Source organism: Coleofasciculus sp. FACHB-712 (assembly GCF_014695635.1).
In the GTDB taxonomy this organism is placed as follows: Bacteria; Cyanobacteriota; Cyanobacteriia; order Cyanobacteriales; family FACHB-T130; genus FACHB-T130.
In genome coordinates this window covers 1-17,056 of sequence record NZ_JACJOQ010000442.1, presented here as the reverse complement: position 1 = coordinate 17,056, position 17,056 = coordinate 1, and the positions used below count along the sequence as shown (strand labels likewise).

Genomic DNA, 17,056 nt, shown 5'->3' with positions numbered 1-17,056 from the left:
ATATCAAGGATGAACGGTGAAATTTAGCCTGAATACGAACCTGTTCATCCTTGAGTCTTCATCCTTTATACTTCAGTCTTGATTGAGCTGGCTTTCGTCTGTTGGCGTTTCAGCACCAAACCCGCGCCTAAAGCACCAAACGTTAATATACCGAACGTAGAAGCCGGTTCGGGAACGCTTTTCTGGGAGTCGGACACCAGTACAGGCGTCAGCGTTGCAGAGGCGGATTGTCTCAATAGCTGATTATTACTAGCGATCGCAGATGCCTCAGTCTGTTGCCCTAGCACTGAAAAAGCATATTTTCCTAATATCTTATGAGCAGTCGTCGTCGGATGGATGTTGTCCCAGAACAAAAACTTGTCTGCATTAACAGCACAGGCAATTAATTTGTCTAAACAAGCCTCAGTAACATTCCCCAAACCAAATTCGCTCGGATTAGCGATGACCCAATCGAATAGAGAATTAACATCAAGGGGGATAATCTTGATGCTGTCACCTAGGTTCTGGCTCAAACTCTGGCTCAAACCATTGAGGCTTGCAGCTAAGCCGGAGTTATGAGTCGCCGTCAAGACGCTGAGGTTGGCTGAATTCGAGCTTGTCCGGGTGTCCGGAAGTTTCCCCAAATCTGGCAAGTTGACCACCATGATATTTTTAGCGCCGAATGTAGCAAGCGACGTTACTGCCGTCGATAAATTTCCGACTGGTATAGCAGCATTGGTTACGCCACCACCGATGTAGTCATTGCCACCTGCCCATACGATGTATAATGCATCCGGATTAGCCGGTAAATTGGCTTTTTTGAAGTTATTAATCTGCTGCTGCAAGCCTGGTAAATTCAGCACTACGCTAGGAACGATATCGTTCAAGACGTTACTGTTTCCCGTAGTTGCACCACCGTAAGCCAGATTAATATTTGAATTGGAAGTTAATCCTAAATATTGGGCGAGATAGTCTACCCAAACTGGACCGTTGGAAAAACGTCCATCAGAGTAAACCGGGCCTGGCGGAATATATCCTTTCGTAGCATCAAACAGATTTCCATCATCGGAAAGGCTATCCCCAAAAACATAAATTGCATTAAAATTCTGAGGCGATAAGCTTGCTGCTTTTACTGCTGTTGGCAACCCAGCGATCGCGCTGAGGGGTAACGCACTCACAAGAAATACTGCCCTCAGGCTAGAAAACACTCTTTGGAAGGACATTGTGTTTTTTCTGTAGTCAGGCTAGCGAATAAGTTTATTTGTCAGTTAGTCTTTTACTAAATTGCTATTTGACAGCTAAAAACTTTTCCCTCTAAAGATACATTTCTCTACTATCATCCTTCTGTCTTTCTAGGTAGCAGACAATAGGAATTTTTACATTTGTAGAGGTGTGGGAACGCCCAAAACTTGTAATTTTTTAATTAAATTATATGAGTGGCAATTTTCAGTTAGTTCAACTATCTATCTCCAGCTATATCCAGCTTGGAGAAATTCTGCAATTTTTATAGGCTTCAAATGCCAACGGTAGGAGAATTATGTCAATTACTCCATCAGATGTGACTGCCACAATCTCTTTTCAATATTGCCTAATTTTCCACTGCAAGACTGGCTATATATCATCCATCTCGTCCTTTTTTTTGCGGTCACTTGTTTTATCAATTATTAGAATTATTAGAATGATTCCTCGTCCCTTTAAAACTCGTTAAATTAATTCAAATCATCGATACCTCAACCGCTCTATCTGCTTGGAGATGAGAAACATTGTATAATTTCCTTCTTCTGCCAATTATCTTCACTAAATAATTTTCCTATTCAAGTATCTAACACTTGCCGTGAGTTAAAGACCTATCAGCACTCGCTTAAAACCAATACTAATTGTGTAAATTATTGATAGACTTATTCAACTTAGAAAATCTATCATTTGAGGCCAGAAGTCCCTAAAATCTAAAAAGTATCAAGTGTAAAACATCAAGGATGAACGGTGAATTTGGCTTTAACAGGAACGCCTTCATCCTTGAGTCCTCATCCTTTATACTTCAGTCTTTATTGAGCTGGCTTTTTTCGGTTTGCGCCGCTTCAGCGAACCTGCTCCTAAAGCACCGACTGCTAATACACCCAATGCAGAAGCCGGTTCCGGAACGCTTTTTTGAGGTTCGGATGCGGGTGTCAGCGCTGCAAATGCTAAGTCTGCCACTAGCTTATGACCAGCGGCTGTGGGATGGATGTTGTCCCAGAACAAATAACTGTCTGGGTTATCGCATATATCGTAGGTGGAATCTTGGGGACCCTCGTAGTTGGTTAGGCAAGAGTCAGTCACATTTGTGAAACCAAATGTCTCTTTATTTGTGATGACATTGTTAAATAAAGAATTGATATCGAGAGATTTGAGCTTGATTCCGTCTAATGACTTGCTCAATTCACCAAGACTATAGCTCAAGCCCGAGTTATGGAATTCGGTCAACTGGTTGAGACCGTTGGACATGGCAATACCGCCACTAAGACCGACAGGAGCCTTTCCCAAATCTGGTAAATTAGCTACGAGGAAATTTCGAGCGCCGAGGTTGAAAAGCGATGTTACCGCTGCCGATATATTCTTGACAGGCTCAGTTGGATCTGTAACGCCACCACCGAGGTAATCATTACCACCAGCCCATACTATATATAGAGCTTCTGAGTCAGCAGACTGCTTGGTTTTCGCCAAATCACTCTTAAACCAATCGATCTCCGTTTGCAATCCCGGTAACGGACCAGCGACGTTATTGGTTCCTGAGGTAGCACCACCGAAAGCGAAGTTAATACTGTCACTAGAGTTAGCTCCTCCCGCAGTGACCAGAGCCGGAGCTAATCCCAACTTATTTGCCAGAGCATCTACCCAAATCGGGCCATTAGAAAAGCGTCCCTGATAGTAGGGTGGAGCTTTGGGAGAAGATCCTCCCGTTAGATTGAAAACATTTCCAGTATCGGAGAGGCTGTCACCAAAGACGTAAATTCTATCAAAGGATGCCGCTACTGCCTTAAGTGGCAATAGGAAAGAAAAAAGAACAAATCCTGTGGCTAGAATTTGTTTTTTCATAGTGATCTCTTTCTCCGTATTTTCTGCTACATTTTTCCTAACTCTATAAACTTTTGTATAAAGTTCTTACAAACTTCTCCCAAAATAGTGTGAAGTTTCTGTGAATTTAAAGCTAAATTCATTGAAAAAACATGGGGGGTAGCATTATAATTTATCTTTTAAAAATTTTATTAAATAGGTACTGAAACTGCCTCGATCTACGCTTCTCAAAGAGAAGCTGTTGTATTCCAAAGAATGCGCGAAGCGATCGCTTATCTTCAGCAAGGACTTTGCCTAATTGCGATCGCTTCATTGACTGTTTTTGATTGTCAAGCTATTGATTAGCAGAACTTGACGGTGTAGGCTCCGGCGTAGATGTCGGTGATGGCTGGCTCTGTTGACGCTGGCTCTGCAAAGCATCTTGAGCAGATACCCCTTCACCTTCAGCGCCAAAGTACCAGACAGCCGCCGCCGCCTCAGCCCTCGTCACGGGTTTTTTCGGCTGGAACAGCGTCGTATACCCAAAAACCCGCCGGATATTTGCCAATTCCCCATTTTGAAAATCTGCCAATACTGCCCGCAACGCCTTCGGCTCAGTTTTACCTGCATCCTGAAATCCCCACGTTTGCTTCACCGCGTCAACCGAAGCCGTGGGCAAGGTCTGGCGGGTATCTAGGGGCACTTTCCAGAGAATCAAGTTTTCGCGGGTAAGCGGTGCATCGGGGCGAAACAACACAGCGGTAGCATCACCCGTCAACCGACTGGGAATTAAACCTGCCTCCGCTAAACCTTGAATGGCTGGAAAATCAGGGTCGCTGCGGGGAATATCCTGGAAAGCCGGTTGGACATCTGTTGATGCTAAACGGATTTGCTTCCCCGGACTATTGCTATAAATCTGATTATTCGCAGCTACCAGCCAACGCGCATACTGGCGGCGGGTGATGGTTTTATTTGGCTCAAACTGTTCGCCTGTGGCTGAATTACTCTTGGAACCACCAGAGTTGAGCGAAAGTACCCCCAACGCTGCCAGGTTTTCTACGTACTGACGTAATTCTTGGGGTGCTTTGTTGATATCTGTAAATACAGAGGGTTCAGAAGGCGACCCAGGCTTGTCGGTCGTTGCCTCAGTCGTTGGCTGACTGGCGACCTCTGAGTTACTGGATGACGGTGCTGCTGCGCTGCCGTCGCGGACATACTGAATGGTAAATTGTGTAGTACTAGCTGCACTACTCGCTGGACTATTAGCAGCAGTCGCTGGAGTCGGTGAGGGTGTTGAGATAAAACTATTACTACCCGAACCTGACTGGATGGAAACGGTAACTTTCAGGTTATTCTGGCGAGCTACTAAAATATCTGTTGGAGGAACAGCACCCTCCTCAGTCTCAGTTGGCTGACTCACAATTTCCCAGTTATTCGATTGAAATGCTTTCTGGTAAAAGGTTTGGACAGAGTTGCTGGGGTCAGTAGTCGTCCAACGAAGGGTCTGTCCTTGATTGGGATCGGATGTTGATGGTGTGACTTCTTGCAGCTGAGCCTCTGGATAGACGGGAATCTCCGATGGGAAATCAGAGGGGAGTGCAACAAGCGTTTCGTTCGGAGAGTTATTTTGAGATGGCAACCCAAACGCAGCCGGATTGTCCTTAAGTTTAGGGTCTGCTGCGAGCGATCGCTCCAGCGCTTCACTGTTGGTACTATTGGCGCAAGCACTTAAGGAAATCAGCAAGCAACCAATAAATCCGGTAAGTATAACAGGACGTTTAGACAACACAGGGCAAACTGGGAACACGTTTTACTTTCTACGCTAGCGCAGAAAGTAAAACGTGTTCCCAGTCAGTTCAATATCATTTTTTAGCACCTTGTCTAGATGTACCTTACCCAAACAAGGGGCGTTGCACATTGGACGGATGATAATTTCGCGCTCATACACTAAGTTTTTCTTTGCATATGAACGCGAAATAAACCCGAAAATCAACGGCGCTTACGCAGTTTGCTGCCCAATACCAGACCTACTACAGCGATACCAGCGATTCCAGAAGGTTCTGGTACATCCTTAAGATTTCCTTTCAGGACAACCCCATCATTACCGCACTCAATAAAAGTATTAGCAATGTAATTACCGCCTTCAAACAGAGACTTGCTAAACTGGAACCCAATCGTCTGAGAACCACTTGCGGAGAATTTAGCGAAGTCAAGTCCAGCAGTACTCAATGCAGAGGCAGTGAGCATGGTAATGTCACCCACTTTTGTCCCTGAACCAATTACATTGAGAATGGAACCTTCCCCGAAGTATGCATAAGCATCCGTTTTGGTAGCCAAATCCGTGCCTTGAGTATTCTCCCGATCCCATCCAGAATTATAATATTGCTTCAAACTGCTATATCCGTCGTTTGTTGCAGTGACGCTAGCAGCTTGAACATTTTGGTAGACGCCAGTGCTGGAAACCATTGAATCATTAGTTGCTGCAAAGCGAATTCCAAACAAACTCTTTGCATCACTAGCAGCTTTAAAAGTTTTATCAGTGAAATTAAAGAATAAATCTCCCCAACCAATGTTTTTGTCAGCAGCGCCACTCGCGTAAGTTCCTGTCAAGGACGTACCACCAGTCAGAGCGACAAAAATGCTGTCACTGGTTTCCTTGATTGCTATCCCCTTAATCTCATAACCAGAACCACCAGAGCCATCATTAAAGGCATCAATTCCATAGTTCCAATCTTTGTAGATCGTTCCTGCGTTAGCCTGCTGCCCAGTTACAGATACCAAGCACAGAGCCGCCGCAGCGCCAGCCATTAAGGTTGCAAAATTACGCAATTTCATATTATGAAAGCTCCTTCTATTTACCCTAAATTAAATCCCCCTTAATTTGTAACAATAACCTTATGGATTGTCTCTAGATGATTTCTCGTAACTTTGAGATTTTGCGGAAATCCTAAAAGCAAGAAAATTTCATAAAGATGGATTCATTAAATCAGTACTTCTCTATAAAAATATAAAGGTAACTTTTTAGAGTCAGTAAACCTAGTTAAACTAGAACAAAAATAAGTTTTAAAGATTGAGAAATATTACACCCTCCTGAAATCCAATGGATCTAAACCAGAGGTCGCATGGTATCTTGGCTGAGAGCTGAAATAAACCAGACTATCTCTGTGGCTAACAACGCCAGATATTTTTAGTTGAAACTTCTATGGCATCTGAGGAAAAGGATTTAGCAGCCGTCAACGAATCTCCACAATTTGCTACCTCAAACTCGACCCAACTGGGACTTCCGTCTGAGATTCAGGCAGATGCTTCTTCCCAGGACGGAGTCAATCAAACTGGGGCAGTTGTTGCTGAGAAGACAAAACAGGGGCAACCCAAAGGCGTAGATTCCGGGGGACATAAAGAAAAAAAGGCAGCAGGAGGGGGAATATGGGAACAATTAAGAGAAAACCTGCAAATTCTATTGATTGCCCTATGTTTAGCCCTTTTTATCCGAACCTTTGTTGCCGAACCCCGCTATATTCCCTCTGATTCTATGCTGCCGACCTTGCAAGTGGGCGATCGCTTGGTAGTGGAAAAAATCTCTTATCGCTTTCGGGCACCCCACCCAGGCGACATCGTAGTTTTTGACCCTCCCCAAAAATTGCAAATTCAGGGCTATGCGAAAGACCAAGCCTTTATTAAACGAGTGATTGGCACACCGGGTCACGTCGTTAAAGTTCAAAATGGTAAGGTCTACGTGGACGACTCGCCCCTCCAGGAAGACTACATCGCAGAACCCCCAGAATATCAGTGGGGACCAGCGCTGGTGCCTGAAGACCAGGTATTAGTCATGGGAGATAACCGTAATAACAGCAACGACTCCCACGTTTGGGGCTTCTTACCCCAAGAAAATATCATTGGTCGCGCCTTCTTCCGCTTCTGGCCTCTTAGCCGGATTAGCTGCACTTAAGTCAAAGTTTTGAGTGATGAGTTTTATGTGTGTTCAATTCAAAACTGAAAACTCATCACTTTTCCCGATAACTTATTCAAAATCGCAAATAATGCATTAATTGGGCAGTTAGATTTCCAGGAAGCGATAGCCGTTGCTGGAAATCAACTAGGTTGCGGTACGACCCCGCAACGAGACGATTTTGCACTACTGTTACGGCGAGAACCGCGTCAATCAATGGAATCTGCATCAGTTCTTCGACAGATGCCGTATTCGGGTTGATGAGTTGCGGCGTTGCCAAACTAGAGTCGTCGTAGTAACAAAATCTAATCACTGCCTCTAGAGGTTTTAGCCGAGCAGGTGGCATTCCTAGCGCTGCTGCAATATCCTCGATGCAGAAAAACTGAACGCCAGATCGAGCGAGGGAAACGAGCGATCGCGCTTGATGAATTGATAAGCCTGGTAATCTCAGCCAATCGTCTACACTTGCCTGATTTGCATCAATCTTGATACCAAGTTCCGCTGCGATCGCAATTTCTTGAGTTGATTGCAGGCGGTAGTAGGGATCGTTCAAAATCCTGCCCCGAATTGACTGCAAATTCGGATTTAATCGAGCTGCGGGTGGTAGCCATTCAAAAAGTGCCATAAACCAGTGCCATCAAAAAGTGCCATAAATGTCAAGCGATGCGATCGAGCCATTGACGGCGCTTTTGCTCAAATTCATATTCTGAGATCAGTCCCTCTTCCCGCAGGCTGTCCAGTTGGCGCAATGCATCTGCGATCGCACCCACCCGATTGGGATCGACGCCGACAGAGGAGACAGCCGGTTCCACGCCCAAATTAAAATTCCGGTCAAACTCATCCCCATCTTGGACTAAATACCAAAACCCTTCAATCGCGCTAGCAATCCGAGGAATCGGTGTTCCCCACGACAAGAGCAAATAAGCCAGACCCCATACCGGCTGTCCCATATAAAACTTGTGGAATCCAGCAACGGGTATCACTGCCCCCACCAACGCCAAGATAGCTGCAACTTTTCGATTTTTTGCCTTTGTTAACATGAACCGCACCACTCCATGACCCCTTGGCTCTTGCTTGCAGACTGATTTCCTGCTTCCCAATGCTGCTGCCAAATTTTACTGCCAAATTCTCTGGAAAAAAGCTTAGGGAAAGCAGAGAATTTTCCTATCGAGACCATACTTGCGATGGAAGCAATTGTCTTCTTCCATAATATTGATTTTTTTCCTTGAGAAGGCTTGCAGATGCTGGGCGCTGATAATTACTGAGAAACTGGATAGACTTTCCTTAAAAACTTGTCAATGGTAAGTAGGCGATCGGATGCCATCTTGGACAATCGGTATTGCTATCAGACTCGGCTTCATTTTGCTGCTAGCTATTTTTTCTGGCAATTTCATCACTTAACAATCATCTGCCAAACAATCATCCGCCAAGGAAAGTAGACATCAGCGTCACCAACCCACAATTAAACGACAAAACAAGCTGCTGAGACTGTTGAGTGGGGATAGGGCAGCTGCAATGCGGCTAGTGGAGCGGTTAAAACAGAGGCATCCAGGTAAATCAGAGGAATGGTATTGGGAAAAAGCGATCGAGGATTTAGAGCGCGATCGCCGTTAATACGGAAAACCGAATATAACGGAAACATTGGGCTGCACTAAAATGATACTCAAAGCAGTAAACTTCTCCTTGGCGGGGAAGCCCATTAACGGGAAAAAGAAAAGGCTATGGGATTTTTTGATTCAGAAATTGTTCAGCAAGAAGCCAAGCAGCTATTTGAAGATTATCAATCCCTGATCCAACTGGGAAGCCACTATGGCAAATTCGATCTCGAAGGAAAAAAGATTTTCATTGAGCAAATGGAAGCCATGATGGATCGCTATCGCGTCTTTATGAAGCGATTCGAGCTATCTGATGACTTCATGGCTCAAATGACAGTACAGCAGCTACATACCCAGCTTGGTCAATTTGGCATCACTCCAGCTCAAATGTTTGACCAAATGAACCTCACCCTAGAGCGGATGAAATCCGAACTGTCCAAGCAACCCTAAAGATTTTGGATTTTGGATTCACTCCAAAATCCAAAATCTCAAATTATGAGCGGGGTCGCTCAAATTTGGAAGGCGATGGGAAGTATTGCACGGGTTCGCCAGACATAGCCGTTGACATAAAATCGCGCCAAATCGGAGCGGCGTACTGGCCTCCTGTAACACCACCCCCTAAGCTGCGGTTGTTATCCTTGCCAATCCACACAGCCGTTGACATTTGCGGGACATAGCCCACAAACCAAACATCTTTCTCTAAAGAAGTCGTACCCGTCTTACCAGCCGCCGGACGACCTATCTGTGCAGCTTTCCCCGTACCGCCACTGATCACCCCTTGCAGCACTTGAGTCAGAGATGCAGTCGCCCACGGGTCTAACACCAGACGGGGTTTAGGAGTGTTATCGAGCAACACATTGCCTCGGCTGTCTGTTACCCGGACAATCAGCGTGGTATCAGAATGCCAGCCATTACTGGCAAACGTGGCATAGCCGCCAGCCATTTCCAACGGCGTCACACCAATCGCTCCCAGAGGCAAGGAAATCACCGGCTCAATTGGACTCTTAAAGCCAATCGTCCGCAAGGTTTCAATTACCTTATCCAGCCCCACAGACCGTCCGATTTTCACCGCAGGCACATTCGCAGAGACGACGAGGGCTTGGCGAATGCTCATCGCACCGGAGTAGCCGCCGCCGTAGTTTCTAGGAGAGTAATAGCCCCCTCCATCTCGATAGCTGACTGGCGAATCGTAGACCGTGGAATAGGGCGAATATTTCCCAGTCGCGAACGCCGTATAGTAAACAAATGGTTTAAAGGCAGATCCTGGCTGGCGTAGCGATTGGGTTGCCCGATTAAACTTACTTTTTTTGTAATTAACCCCGCCAACCAAGGCTTTCACAAAATGCGTCCGAGGATCGACTGCCACCAGAGCAATTTGGTTGTTATAAACTCCCCAACCCTGAAGTCTTCTATGCCAACGACTGACCTTTTGTTCCGCCATCCGCTGGAATTTGTAGTCGATGGTAGTTTGGACTCGCATTCCCCCTTTTAGCACTGCATCCGGGCCAAAGCGCTCTTTCAACTCAGCCACGACTGCATCTGTGATGTAAGGTAGTTCGCTGGTTTGCCAAGAAGTCAGCTGGCCCTTTTTAATAGTTAGCTTGCGGGCGGCTGCTTCCTCTTGGGCTGTAATCCACCCCAACTCTTTCATCCGACCCAACACCTGCGCTTGTCGCTGTTTGGCGAGCTTGTAGTTGGTGAAAGGGCTGTAGTCTTCTGGAGCCTGAATCATCCCTGCCAACATTGACGCCTCTGCCAAGTTGAGGTCAGCAGCTTTTTTGCCGAAGTAGCTTTCAGATGCGGTTTGGGCACCGTAATTGTTGTGACCCCAATACACCTGATTGAGGTACATTTCTAAAATTTGGTCTTTCTTAAAGATTTGCTCCAAACGAATTGCCAGCACAGCTTCAGCAATTTTGCGGCTAAAGGTACGCTTGCGAGAGAGAAATAGGTTTTTCACCAACTGCATGGTGATCGTCGAGCCGCCCTCAACAACCGAACCCTTCTGCCAGTTTGCTCGGACAGCACGACCAACGCTGTTGGGGTTGATGCCTTGGTGGAAGTAAAAGTGGCTATCTTCAATTGCGAGAACCGCCCGCTTCAGTTCAGGAGAAATTTGGTCAAGGGGGACGATTTCGCGATTGGCTTCGCCGTGGAGACTGGTGAGGTGCTTGCCCTTAACATCGTAGATGTAAGAAGTTTCAGTAGGCGCATAGCTGCGGAGAACGCGCACATCTGGCAGGTTACGGAAGCTAATTGCTAATCCAACCAGTCCACCAGCAGCTACCGAACTGGTAAGCATGGTGATGCCGAGGAGGGTTCCGCCCGTTGCTTTCCCGACTCCCTGCATGAACTTAAAAATCGGTGGGACTGGCTCTCGCGAGTGTTTGTCTTGAATAGTGCTAGACGACACGGGGATTTCACTTCCTCACTAAAAAATGTGGGACTTTGATGTTGTGCGACTGGATAGGGCTTTGCTGATTGAAATTACAAAGACTTTCCAGGGGCAGCCGGAGGGACGATTTTAAAATCTGTCCGGGAATGCGATCGGGAGGTTAGACCGGGGAGGAAACTGATCTGCTATAGCATCATAAGTGCAGCCTGTTCCTAAAATTTTGAAATCGGGCATGGAGATTTTAACAATTTTTGCAAATTATACTAATCTGATTTGCCTTGAACTTGCATTAAATACAAATATAGTGATTAGTTACCATACCCGATTGAGTTTTGGCAAAGCATGACCGCTAGTGTATCATCGGCAAAAACGCCTCCAGAAGCCCTCAGTTGGCTCTATCGCGGCGTCAGCGAAATTTTTCCCAATCAGCCTGATTCTTCTGACCCGGCGGAGAATTTGGCTCAACGGTTAGCGCAGACTGACCGACCTTTGCGGGTGAAGTATGGGATCGATCCGACAGGTGCAGAGATTCATCTCGGTCATACTATCCCCATGCGAAAGTTGCGATCGCTTCAGGATGCTGGTCACACGGCTGTTCTAATTCTGGGGGATTTTACGGCTCGGATTGGCGATCCAACGGGGAAGTCTGAGGTACGCCGCCAGCTGACAGCAGAGGAAGTGGCTCAAAATGCCCAGACGTATCTGGATCAGGTGCGTCCAATCCTGGATTTCGATACGCCGGGACGGTTGGAAATTCGTTACAACTCCGAGTGGCTGGGCAAACTAGATTTGGCAAAAATTCAGGAATTACTCGCCACGATGACGGTGGGACAGATGCTGGCGAAGGAGGGGTTTGCTCTCCGTTTTGAACAAGAAAATCCGATTTATCTGCATGAGTTTCTCTACCCATTAATGCAGGGTTATGATTCTGTGGCGGTAGAAGCGGATGTGGAGTTGGGAGGAACCGATCAGAAATTTAATATTGCCGTAGGGCGAGATTTACAGCGACATTTTGGTCAGAAGCCTCAGTTTGGGGTGTTGATGCCGATTTTGATCGGGACAGATGGCGTCCAGAAAATGTCGAAGTCTCTGGGCAATTATGTGGGGCTATCGGAACGCTCAACTCCGATGTATCAGAAGCTGGAAAAGATTCCAGATGAGCTGTTGGAGCAGTATTTTGAACTCCTGACGGATCTGCCTTTGGATCGGCTGCCAGAAACTCCGCGCGATCGCCAGCAAGAACTTGCGTTCGAGATTGTGAAGCAGTACCACGGTCAGCAAGCCGCGGAGGAAGCGAGGAAGGGAAAAACTGACGATGTACCGGAATTTTCGCTTTCGAGCGTGCAATTTCCGGCTAAGTTTTTCTACATTGTCAGTGCTAGCGGTCTGTGTAAAAGTAGTTCGGAAGCACGACAGCGAATACAAGAGGGTGGCGTACGACTAGATGGCGATCGCGTTGACACGATCGATCTCGTCTTTGACACGCCCGAACAACTAGCCGGACGCATCCTGAGTGTGGGGAAAAAGCGATTTGTCCGCCTTGTAAGCTAAGGTGAGCGAGTGAATTGAAAAATTCACTCTGGTTGCCAAGTCGATTTTTTCAGCCTTACTCCTACCCGTGAACCCAAATCCTACTCGCCTAGAATCCCCTAAGTCAGTCACAGAGCGCATCATCGTGCCGCTGGATGTGCCGACAAAGGAAGCCGCGATCGCGCTCGTCGATCAATTGCCCCAAGTGTCATTCTGGAAGGTGGGGTTAGAGCTATTTGTCAGCAGTGGGCCGGAAATCTTAACGGCGCTCAAAGACCGGCAAAAGCGAATTTTTCTGGATCTGAAGTTTCACGATATCCCCAACACGGTTGTTGGGGCTTGTCGCGCCGCTGCCCGCTACGGGGTGGATTTAGTGACAATTCATGCAACTGCCGGTCGCGGTGCCTTGCAGGGGGCAGTAGCAGCGGCACAGGAGGGCGCAGAGGAGGTAGGGGTGACACCCCCCAATTTAATTGCGATTACGCTGTTGACCAGTCTCACCTCGCGCCAGCTAGCCTTTGAGCTAAAAATACCGCTAGAACTGCCAGAGTATGCCTTACAGATGGCGCTGCTAGCCAAAGAAGCGGGGCTGGCTGGGGCGGTTTGTTCCCCCCAAGAGGCAGACCAGCTGCGGCAGACTTGCGGCGATGATTTTCTGCTGGTGTGTCCGGGTGTGCGCCCCTCTTGGGCAGAAGCGGGAGATCAGAAGCGATCGCTCACCCCCACCCAAGCTTTCCAAGCAGGCGCTGATTACTTGGTAATCGGACGTCCGATTACCGCCGCCTCTGACCCTGTTGCGGCTTGGGCAAGAATTTGTGACGAGCTAACAGGGGTTTCATGAACTCAGGTCGAAAGCGTCAGTTGTTAGAAGTTAGGCGGTTACTTCTGATTTCTGGCTGTTCGCTGTTCGCTGCATTCAGCACTCAACCGGGACAAGGAAACTCCGCCCCTGCACTCAACAGTAACAGGGTTTCTCTGCCCCGGCAGCTTTCTGCTTGCCCCAATAATTTAGAAAACCTCACACTTCTACTCCTGCGCGATTTACCCAGTTATGCGAATCGGGTCAATCAACGTGCTCGACGCCGCAGCAGAAAAGTTGATATTTCTTCTAGTTCGGTGATTATCGCTGGACGCCCGGAATTTGAGCCGCTTAGCTTGGGTCCCGGTCAATATACCCCAACGACTCCAGCCGAACTGGCCGCAGCCCCCAAGCAGCTATTCATTACCACCTTGGAGCGACAATATACGGCTGGCAAGGCAATTGAATTACAGCAGTATCACTGGCTATTTCTGGCTCAAACTGACAGTGGTTGGAGCCTAGCACTCATGTTTTCCCGTACTGGCCCTTCTCCGGGAGGACGACCCCCTACACCGCCGCGCGATAGCAGTAATGGCATCATTGGTCAGGCAGTTCGGAATTGGTTGCAAGATTGCCGGGTGGGAAAAGTGCGATCGCTCTAAATCTCCGAACTCTCACGCATAAGAAGCGAGCATTTTTTTTGACACTTCCGTAACTTCAAGGGGAATTCATCCATCTTTTACTTAAATGATGGTTAATTTCTAATGCGTCTCAGTAATTTTTTCTCAGTAATTTCATCATTATCTACAAGTTTTTACTTGAATGCGTGATTCTAGCTTTTAAAAGTGCGATTGCTATCTATCTAAAGTTTTACTTTTATAGGTAATTCCTTTAAATAAAACTTCTGTATCTCTAACAACATTTTCAAGGTATCCGAAATTTTACGCACAGCAAGAAGCATTCTAATTTTAATTTCCGTAGCTTCCAGGATGACTTAACTAATCTTTACTCTTAGGATGAAATGGTGCCAAATTCTTAAACAAGTTAGCTAAAAAAGCTAAATAATTTGTTTGGGAATTGGCAGCTTGATTTGTAGGAAAGGGTATTAAGGTAGAACTTTAGTCATTTAACTAAAGTTTTAGTTTAGGGATACTCAATAAAGTTGTGGTTTAACGATTTGCTGTGTATTGGGAGCATCGGTCACTGAAAACCTTCGACTAATACCTTCCATCAAAGTCTCTAAATGGGCAACTACCAGAGGATTAAAAGAATGAATTTTCAGCGCACATCAGCTTTTCTAGGCTTAGCTATCGGAATTTTCACGATTTCTAGTTCAGCGCAAGCTGCAAGCTTCCAAACCAACGTCAGCCAAAAAAGTAACTCCGAGGCAGACATTTGGCTTCAGTCGATTACTCAGAATAAAGAAAGTTACATTTGATAGTTTTAATCTGGTTAAAGAGGCTAAGATTCTCTCTAATACTCTTATCAGTCTCACTGGCAAGAAGGGAGAAACTGCCAATCCAGAAGCCGGTGGCTACAACAATAATACGGGGGCTGCTAGCACAGATAGAGGTGATAAAGCTAGCAAACCAAACGGTGTTGAAGTATCTGGAATTAAAAATCCAACCAATACTGATATTGCTACTTATCTGGGCAACCAAAACCTCAACAACATTATTGATACTGAGGATAAAGGTTCCATTAGTATCAACCTTTTCTTCAATAACCTAGTTCGTGCAGATAAGACAGGATTAGACAACCTCTTTTTCTGGGAACGGGGCAAGAACAGCGATTTAGGTATTCAAGCAATTGATAAAGCTGGCAACCTCATTGGTAATTTTCTAAAACTCAAGCGAACCGATCAGTTTGCCGCAGGTTATAGCATTGACACAATGGAAATTAGTGGAAGTCAAGAGGTTGGTTCTTGGGGAGTTAGCCTAGCGCAATTGGGAATTACTTCTCTAGCAGGTATCCGAGTGACAGCAGACGCGAGTTACAATGGCCCAGACTTTAAAGTAATGGCTAGAGAACAAAAAGTTCCTGAACCAGCCACGCTTGCTGGCTTGGGATTGGTAGCTGGATCGTTAATGACAATTCGTCGGCGTCGAAGCCGCAAAGCTAGCTAGGTTTTAGAGAAGATTTACGTTCATAAAGACTGAGTGAAAGTGAACATGAAAATGAGGGCTAGAAAGTGGATAACGCTTCTAGTCCTCGTTGTTTAGTTGCTGATACTAGAATTCGTCTGGAGCTACACCTACTATTATTGCTCCTGAAGGCAAAATACCCGACTTCGAGGGAGAAGCCGGGTATCCAAACCGCTAGCATCTGACAACTCTAATCGGATTACTATAGAGGCGCAAAAACTTAAAGCGGATTTGCCAGAAAGTAAGAGAGCAAAGAGAAGCAAATTGCGCCTCATCTACTCCCCAAAAAAACGCGATCGCTCTATTTCCTTACTTCACGCTAATTTCTGTCTGAAGCAAAATCCCGCTTCAGCTTAGGAAAGCGGTAAAAGGTATCTCCATCAGCATCTACTTCTGGCAGCACTCCAAACATCTGCACCTGACGATCCAGGTATTCCTTCGCTAATGGGACATCTACTCTGGCTGCTGCTGTCAGTTGAATGAGCGAAATACAACTATCTTGAGCTTCCAGCAATTGATAAAAAGAATTTTCTAGCTGCATCTGCTGCTGTCGTTGCTGGGAGGCATTGTAAAACAACAAACCCGCCATCACACTGACGGTAACGACAAAAATTACCTCAACAATTGCCATAAATTTCCCGATCTTATAGCAGAGAGGGTGGGCGATCGCGCAATGTTGGCATTGCTGTCCCACCCACCCTATTAATAGCTCTTTATCGGTGCTGGATGTTTATGCAGTTTGCGGCGGAACTAAATTCTCCGCACCCTGAATTACCTTGGCGGAGACAATTTTGTCGCCCGCATCTAGTTTTTCCAGAACTTCTTTGCCCTTGGTTAGATAGCCAAAAACTGAATATCTCCCATCCAACAGGTTACGACCGGCTGGGGTTAGTTCTGGCTCAAATAGGAAGAAAAAGAACTGAGAAGAACCGCCGTTGGGTTCTGTTTCCGGACGAGCCATTGCTAAGGCACCATAAGCTGAAAAAGGAAGCACGGGTAGGTCGAGGTAACGCCCCGCGTCTTCTAAGGTAATGCCATAGGTGGGTTCTTTGTCGCCTCTCGCCAGCACTTCTAACGGAACCGCCCGGTATTTGCCAGTTTCTGGGTCAATAAACCCCTGATCTGGGCCGGGAGGATCTCCCACTTGCAGCACGTAGGAGTCTTCGGCGCGGACGAATTCTAGCCCGTCATAGAAACCACGCTGGACTAAATCTACAAAGTTACCCGCAGTTACGGGCGCACTGTAACCGTCTACTACTAGGGTCAGGGGGCCTTTCTCAGTTGTCATTTCTATAGTGGCGCGTCCCTTGAGTTGAGGCAGATTACTGTACGCTGAGGGCACCTCGAAGGGGAATCCCGGCACCATTAGCTCTTCTAGTTGACCCACGAGATCGAGAACGTTGCCCCGTTCCGCCTGAGTTTGGTCTTTATCTTTGGCTTCCACGGTTTCTCGAAGCTTCCCGAATTGTTCTTCCATCTTCGCAATTAGGGCTTCTGCTTGAGATTTTTGCGACGGGGGGACGCCCGCGAGCAAGTCGGAGGAGCGATCGCTTAAAATTCGAGATGCCTTGCTAACATCGCTGGCGATCGCACTCCAACGCTTACTTCGCAGTTGTATGGAAATATCTTCTA

15 protein-coding genes and 1 pseudogene are annotated in these 17,056 nt (G+C 46.6%); 6 read left to right on the top strand and 10 right to left on the bottom strand.

All coding sequences use genetic code 11. The features are described from left to right. Nucleotides 1-65 precede the first annotated feature (65 nt). From H6F50_RS13750 to H6F50_RS13735, 4 genes are all read right to left on the bottom strand, one after another. Nucleotides 66-1,202 (bottom strand): SGNH/GDSL hydrolase family protein, encoded by a 1,137-nt coding sequence (locus H6F50_RS13750; RefSeq protein WP_190429127.1) that lies wholly within the window; start codon nucleotides 1,200-1,202, stop codon nucleotides 66-68. An 808-nt stretch (nucleotides 1,203-2,010) separates the two neighbouring features. After that, complete coding sequence (locus H6F50_RS13745; protein WP_190429126.1) at nucleotides 2,011-3,054, bottom strand: SGNH/GDSL hydrolase family protein; 1,044 nt, start codon at nucleotides 3,052-3,054, stop codon at nucleotides 2,011-2,013. Nucleotides 3,055-3,367: 313 nt separating this feature from the next. Continuing rightward, entirely contained in the window at nucleotides 3,368-4,801 is a 1,434-nt protein-coding gene (locus tag H6F50_RS13740; RefSeq protein WP_190429125.1) for an S-layer homology domain-containing protein, read from the bottom strand. Between the two features lie 200 nt (nucleotides 4,802-5,001). Further along, nucleotides 5,002-5,847 (bottom strand): XDD3 family exosortase-dependent surface protein, encoded by an 846-nt coding sequence (locus tag H6F50_RS13735; RefSeq protein WP_190410549.1) that lies wholly within the window; start codon nucleotides 5,845-5,847, stop codon nucleotides 5,002-5,004. Between the two features lie 589 nt (nucleotides 5,848-6,436). Here H6F50_RS13735 and lepB point away from each other — a divergent pair. After that, nucleotides 6,437-6,961 (top strand): signal peptidase I, encoded by a 525-nt coding sequence (gene lepB / locus H6F50_RS13730; RefSeq protein ID WP_347277164.1) that lies wholly within the window; start codon nucleotides 6,437-6,439, stop codon nucleotides 6,959-6,961. A gap of 76 nt (nucleotides 6,962-7,037) precedes the next feature. Here the strand turns inward: lepB and H6F50_RS13725 are convergent, their stop codons facing one another. The 3 genes from H6F50_RS13725 to H6F50_RS13715 all read right to left on the bottom strand — a co-directional run bounded on the left by H6F50_RS13725 (nucleotide 7,038) and on the right by H6F50_RS13715 (nucleotide 8,603). Continuing rightward, a complete protein-coding gene (locus H6F50_RS13725; protein ID WP_190410547.1) occupies nucleotides 7,038-7,586 on the bottom strand; it encodes a ComEA family DNA-binding protein in 549 nt (182 codons plus the stop codon). Nucleotides 7,587-7,617: 31 nt separating this feature from the next. Next, nucleotides 7,618-8,001 (bottom strand): NINE protein, encoded by a 384-nt coding sequence (locus H6F50_RS13720; protein ID WP_190429123.1) that lies wholly within the window; start codon nucleotides 7,999-8,001, stop codon nucleotides 7,618-7,620. 422 nt (nucleotides 8,002-8,423) lie between these two features. Continuing rightward, nucleotides 8,424-8,603, bottom strand: coding sequence for a hypothetical protein (locus tag H6F50_RS13715; RefSeq protein ID WP_190429122.1), 180 nt, complete (start codon nucleotides 8,601-8,603; stop codon nucleotides 8,424-8,426). Nucleotides 8,604-8,682: 79 nt separating this feature from the next. Here H6F50_RS13715 and H6F50_RS13710 point away from each other — a divergent pair, with 79 nt between their 5' ends. Next, a complete protein-coding gene (locus tag H6F50_RS13710) occupies nucleotides 8,683-9,006 on the top strand; it encodes a DUF1825 family protein (protein ID WP_190410546.1) in 324 nt (107 codons plus the stop codon). Nucleotides 9,007-9,049: 43 nt separating this feature from the next. Here H6F50_RS13710 and H6F50_RS13705 read toward each other — a convergent pair whose 3' ends face one another. After that, complete coding sequence (locus H6F50_RS13705; protein WP_190410545.1) at nucleotides 9,050-10,969, bottom strand: PBP1A family penicillin-binding protein; 1,920 nt, start codon at nucleotides 10,967-10,969, stop codon at nucleotides 9,050-9,052. A 324-nt stretch (nucleotides 10,970-11,293) separates the two neighbouring features. On the opposite strand from H6F50_RS13705, the gene tyrS reads away from it, so the two are divergent. The 4 genes and pseudogenes from tyrS (at nucleotide 11,294) to H6F50_RS27960 (ending at nucleotide 15,406) form a co-directional block, all read left to right on the top strand. Continuing rightward, nucleotides 11,294-12,502, top strand: a complete 1,209-nt coding sequence (gene tyrS / locus H6F50_RS13700) for a tyrosine--tRNA ligase (protein ID WP_190429121.1) — start codon at nucleotides 11,294-11,296, stop codon at nucleotides 12,500-12,502. Between the two features lie 67 nt (nucleotides 12,503-12,569). Beyond that, on the top strand, nucleotides 12,570-13,322 hold the full coding sequence (gene pyrF / locus H6F50_RS13695) for an orotidine-5'-phosphate decarboxylase (RefSeq protein ID WP_190429120.1): 753 nt from the start codon (nucleotides 12,570-12,572) through the stop codon (nucleotides 13,320-13,322). Next, the gene (locus H6F50_RS13690; RefSeq protein ID WP_199292154.1) at nucleotides 13,319-13,942 is read left to right on the top strand and encodes a hypothetical protein; all 624 of its coding nucleotides are present in this window, start codon (nucleotides 13,319-13,321) and stop codon (nucleotides 13,940-13,942) included. Before pyrF ends, H6F50_RS13690 begins: the two co-directional genes overlap by 4 nt. A gap of 608 nt (nucleotides 13,943-14,550) precedes the next feature. After that, nucleotides 14,551-15,406, top strand: a pseudogene (locus tag H6F50_RS27960) (exosortase-dependent surface protein XDP2). Nucleotides 15,407-15,743: 337 nt separating this feature from the next. Here H6F50_RS27960 and H6F50_RS13680 read toward each other — a convergent pair. Then, nucleotides 15,744-16,055: a hypothetical protein gene (locus H6F50_RS13680; protein ID WP_190429119.1), complete on the bottom strand. Its 312-nt coding sequence runs from the start codon at nucleotides 16,053-16,055 to the stop codon at nucleotides 15,744-15,746. A gap of 99 nt (nucleotides 16,056-16,154) precedes the next feature. Then, nucleotides 16,155-17,056 (bottom strand): peptidylprolyl isomerase (locus H6F50_RS13675; protein ID WP_190429118.1); only part of this gene is annotated, 902 nt, incomplete at its 5' end.